This is a genomic window from Lactobacillus helveticus DSM 20075 = CGMCC 1.1877 (assembly GCF_000160855.1).
In the GTDB taxonomy this organism is placed as follows: domain Bacteria; phylum Bacillota; class Bacilli; order Lactobacillales; family Lactobacillaceae; genus Lactobacillus; species Lactobacillus helveticus.
Window position 1 is genome coordinate 61,604 of sequence record NZ_GG700752.1, and the last position, 5,407, is coordinate 67,010.

Consider the following 5,407-nt stretch of genomic DNA (forward strand, 5'->3'; position numbering starts at 1 on the left):
GATATAATTATTGACAGCTTTCCAGTCTCGGTCTGTTAGCCTGTTCGCAATTATCGCGTTAAAATCCTTCGCGATATAGCTGATATTGGCTACAAAGCAACGAAAAAAGTCTACTATTATGGCTTTAAGGTTCATGCCATTGTAGTGATGACGGCTACTTGCTTGATTATGCAGTTACTAAAGCATCAGTGCATGATGCCAAGGAAACTGCAGAGCTGATGACCAATGCCCATCCTGCTAACCATTATCTTTTAGGCGATGAAGGCTACCTCGGCAAAGATTTAGCTTTCCAGCTAAAACAAAATGGGCTATAAGCTTTGGACGTCATATCGCAAAAACATGCAAGGTGCTAAAGAGCATAACGATCATCAGCTAATGGCTATCAGAAGAACCATTGAGAGTGACTTTTCCCTGCTTAGCTACTACAACGCTGAAAACAATCGTGCTCGAAACATAACAGGGTTTTAGGAACGACTTGAAATTGTAGTTTTGGCCTACAATATGGCATATTGTCTAGAATGATTTAACTAGCATCACGCGTAGAGCGTATAACAATTTTACTAATGATAAAAATATATAATTCATACTTGCTGATGAAAATGTAATTAAAAGTACTGACAAAAAATTGAAAAATATATTGACAATCTAATTTTTCGGGCTTATTATGAGCATAATATTAACACTATTAAGTGCAGATTAAAAAATAATGGCTATTTTTGGAAAGGATGGCACAGATATGACTATTCATGATGTTTTAGAAACCATAAAAGAAAAGGAACATGAAATTAAAGACAATATTCTTGCTAACTCTGGACAAAGTTGGAGTTGCACCAGCAGCTGTAAGGCACCTACAGTCTTTGATTAAAATTTCTATTTTCCCTCTTAATTAGTAAATATATTAATTAAGAGGGCTTTTTTATAGAGGGTGATAATTATGAGAGAGTTTTTAACTAGATTTCCGCTTGAGTTCTCTACTAGTTCAACAGATAATACTTGTTTTGCCAAATACTTAGTAGATAATACAATTGCTTCAACATTTGGAGGTTATAAACGACCTTTTTATAACTGCCTTTTTAATAACGGCTACCAATTAGAAGGATGGAAGATTCATATTTCACCTTACCTAAAAGATTATGGAAAAGTTTTAACTATTGTCTCCCAAGTAATGTTAAAATACCAAACATCATTTAAATTTGCATATTATCTATCTGATTATCTGTTATTATCAGATAAAAACATTAATCCTTCCCAATTTGGAAAATATATAACTATTTATCCTAGAAATAATGCTGAATTTAAATTGCTATTAGGTATTTTACATAAAAAATTACAAAGGTTTTCAGGTGTTCGTGTGCCTAGTGATAAACGTTATAAAAATTCTGAAGTTATTTCTTACAGGTTTGGTGGCTTTTTTCCACAAATTTTTATGACGCGTAATGGTGATATGACCTACAAAATATTAGATGGAGAGGGAAATTTCATCTCTGATGATAGAAAAACATATTTCAAAATACCAAACGGTATTAATCCTCCTTTTCCTTCTAGTTTTAAGAAAGAAAAAATAATATCGCCATGTCTAATTGGACAAAAGACTACAAAAAAATTTGAAATAATCAATATTATTAGAAGATTAGGGACTGGCAATATATATGAAGGTATAGAATCCAATACTAAAAAACATGTTATTGTAAAAGAAGCCAGACTAGGTGCTCTTCCGGATAAAAACGAAAGTATATATAGAGCTTGGAACTTAAAAAAGAATGAGACAACCATTTTAAGAAATAATAAAATACGAACTCTTATCAACATGCCTAAGTACATTGATCAATTATATATAGATGAATCGTTTTATATCGTAGAAGAAAAAATTGACGGATTATCTTTAAGAGAATTACTTCAACAAAATTCAATGTTAAATAAAAATCAATCAAAAAATAAAAAACTTGACCTTGATAATGATTTAATCAATATATGGCGTCAAATTCTAACCTTTATCACCCGTCTTCATTCTTCTGGATATGTTTTAAATGATATTTCAGATGATAACTTTATTTATAACAGACAAACTAAAGAAATAGCGTTAGTTGATGTAGAAACTATACAACCGCAAAAAAAGAATTGCTATAGCGAAATTGCTACAAATAACTTTTGTATAAGAATGCCCTTGAATCTCGACGACTACAATAAAGATTGCTACAAACTTTCTCTGTTAATGTTTTACACTGTATTCAATAAAGTAAATGATTTTATATTTGATAAAAATTTCTTTATCAAACGCTTTAATTTATTAAAGGAAAAATTAACTACAAATCAAAAAATCATATTATCATCTGCGTTTACTCTCTATTCTCTTTCTAAGTCTAATAGATTAAATAACACAAGCAACTTATGTGATACTTTAGACTTAAAAAAATTATCGAAATATGATAATAATGAACTCAATGCTGTTTCTATAAAGGAATTAATTGATTTAAAAGATAACCTCTTAACCCAATATACAATTCATTCTTCTAATTTAGTTGATTACTTAAAATGTACTCCTTATGTGGGAGAAGCCACCACTTGTTCTTTAATTTATGGCAAGTTAGGTGCAATTTTAGCATTGAAAAACGAATTAAAAGATATAGATATGACAGCAACTATTCACAAAGCGAAAAGCGCTATTATTGAATTAGAATCAAAAAAGCAATTGAATTTAGGCTTATTTTTCGGATTAGCAGGTACTACTCTATTTGAATTTTATACAAATACCACATTCGAACAAAATTATTCATTAATTAAACTTTTAGAAAGAATTAAAAACGAGCCACAAAATAATACCTTATGTAATGGCTATGCCGGAATAACTCTTGCATTACAATTAATCAGTAACAAAAAGGTTATCCTGACTTCACAAAACATATAACATCAATGTTAAAAAAGTTAAAAAAAGATATTGGAAATACAACAGATGAAGGTTTAGAATATGGTGATTTAGGTACTGCACTTGTATTCCTAATGGAATATAAAAGAACTAAAAATATTAATTATTTATCTAGCGTAAAATTAATATTAAAAAACTATCTAGAAATATACAAAAATGAAGATCCATTTACAGGGATTTCGTATAATTCAAAGAAATGGCCCAATATTAGATCTCCTTATTTAATGAACGGATCTGCTGGTTTAGTTTTTATTTTGTTTAAGTATTATTGTTTAACCGATAATGGAAACTGGGATTTGTTAGATAGATATATTGATTCCTTAGACTTACCTTTTACGTATAACTATGGAATGAATAATGGAACTGCTGGTATACTGCTTGTTATTAAAACTATACTAAGATCGCGAAAAAAGATTCCTAAGCGTCTTTACACAAAACTAAAGCATTTAAATGATTACTACAATAATCATTTATTTTCTAGCTTTATAAATTCCAAAAAACATTCTGGATGGCCATCAGACGGGCAAGCCTTTATTTCAGATGATATAGGTGCTGGAACGCTTGGTATTCTATCTGCAATTACCTTAGAAATGAATAAAGGTGTTCACCATGACTATTACTTCATTCTTTAAAAAATTACTAATTAAAAACAAATTTTTATTTTTTACGTTGATAACAACTAGTGCATTTGCATCCTTAGATGGGATTATCTCCCCTTACATAATTGGAAAAATAACTAACACACTCTCTCAAAAAAATTTCAATGATATTCCTAGAATTCTCATATTATACCTTGTTTTAATGCTTTTTTTGAATATAAGTTTTTATCTTTGGCAATTTTGTTGGGGAAAAATTATCAAATCTAGTAATCAATTTTTACGTTCAAGAGCTTTTAATACTTTCACCTATTCTCCTAGTGAAAGTAAAATGGCAAATACATTGAACTTCATTAATGTCAATGTTAAACAAATTGAGAATCAATGTATTGATTCAGTCATTACCTTGATTTATTGTATTGATCAAACTATTGTCTCGCTTATATATATTCTAAATATAAATGGTATTGCAGCTTTAGTTTTCCTATTTTGTGGTTTATTACCTGCAGCAGTTCCTAGACTCACAAGAAATTGGATTCAAGATGGAACTAAAAGCTGGAATCAGAGCTATGAAATTTACAATTTAAAGATAAGTGATGCTGTACATGGTTTTAATACTATTAGACATGCTAATGCTTATACAAGATTAAAATTATTTATTAAAAATGCGTTGCTAATGGAGGAAAGAAAGTATTTTTTTATGAACTTTCGTCGTAATACTTCTAACTTTTTTGCTCAAGTTTCATATACTTTTTCTATGGTTATCTCTTTAGCAGTAGGATCATTTTTTGTAGTCAAGGGGCAAATACTTGTTGGAGGGTTAATTTCACTTTTTCTAGCATCTGATCGCTTAACTAGCCCAATTATTTCAATAGTAAATATTACTAATCAGTTGAATTCGGTTCGCCCTTTATTAGAAAATACAGTATTACAAAAGCCAGAGCCAAGACAATACGATAACCTATCGTTTGTAAATCTTTCTGACAAAAAAAAGATTATCTTTGATCATTGTACTCTTGGATATAATAATCATGCTATATTAAAGAATATTAATTTTGAAATTTTTGAAGGAGATAAAGTTTTAATAACTGGAAGATCTGGAATTGGCAAGTCAACTTTATTTAAAAGTTTGTTAAATGAATTACCTTTGATTAAAGGTAAAATTTTAATTGATAAGCAGTTAAATAAAAATAATTTCCTTTCTAATTTTGGAATTGTTGGGCAAGATACATATATTTTTTCAGAATCATTACGTTTCAATCTGACTTTAGGAAAAGATATTCCTTCTTCTCGTCTAATTAAAGTTTTGAAAAAAGTTAAGTTAGAATATTTAGCAAATAAAAATTATTTAGACACACAAATTGGTGATAAAGGATTATCTTTATCTGGTGGAGAGAAACGAAAAGTAGAAATTGCTCGTGCATTATTGAATAAAAAGGACTTTTTACTTGTTGATGAAGGTTTATCAGGTCTTGATGATAATAGTCGCAAACAAATTTTCGCTCTATTACAAAGTCTTCCTCAAACAATTATTGAGATTGAACATATAATGAGTATTGAAGATAAACAAAAATTTGATCAAGTTATTAATTTAGACACTAAGTGATATTCATCAAAAAGAGTCCGAAAAAATTAGAAATAAAATCCTAGTTAAGGTACAATCCTGAGTTTGACAGTTTAGAAATAAAAAAAGCCTCCTAAAGTTTATTATATTAAGTTTTTTGGGGCTTTTTTAAGTCTAATTTTTCTGCGTACTTTTTCTCTTTTTTGGTTTGCTTCAAAATTTTTTTGATCTTTTTCTGTGTAATCAGCTCATTGTCTAACTTTTCATGTAATTCATCAGTCAAGCTGGTATTTCATATAAATCATAATGAGTATTGGTTTTAGC

General features: G+C 29.0%; 4 protein-coding genes and 1 pseudogene. All 5 read left to right on the top strand.

Features of this window, described 5'->3' with window-relative positions:
• A pseudogene (locus HMPREF0518_RS00300) lies at positions 1 to 465 on the top strand (IS982 family transposase); the annotation flags it as partial.
• A gap of 241 nt (positions 466 to 706) precedes the next feature.
• Positions 707 to 865, top strand: a complete 159-nt coding sequence (locus HMPREF0518_RS10195; protein WP_003624889.1) for a hypothetical protein — start codon at positions 707 to 709, stop codon at positions 863 to 865.
• Positions 866 to 934: 69 nt separating this feature from the next.
• Entirely contained in the window at positions 935 to 2,905 is a 1,971-nt protein-coding gene (locus HMPREF0518_RS00305) for a class III lanthionine synthetase LanKC N-terminal domain-containing protein (protein ID WP_003624891.1), read from the top strand.
• Between the two features lie 5 nt (positions 2,906 to 2,910).
• Complete coding sequence (locus HMPREF0518_RS00310) at positions 2,911 to 3,555, top strand: glycoside hydrolase family protein (protein ID WP_003624894.1); 645 nt, start codon at positions 2,911 to 2,913, stop codon at positions 3,553 to 3,555.
• Positions 3,533 to 5,125, top strand: coding sequence for an ATP-binding cassette domain-containing protein (locus HMPREF0518_RS00315; RefSeq protein WP_003624897.1), 1,593 nt, complete (start codon positions 3,533 to 3,535; stop codon positions 5,123 to 5,125). Before HMPREF0518_RS00310 ends, HMPREF0518_RS00315 begins: the two co-directional genes overlap by 23 nt.
• The last annotated feature ends 282 nt before the right edge of the window (positions 5,126 to 5,407 follow it).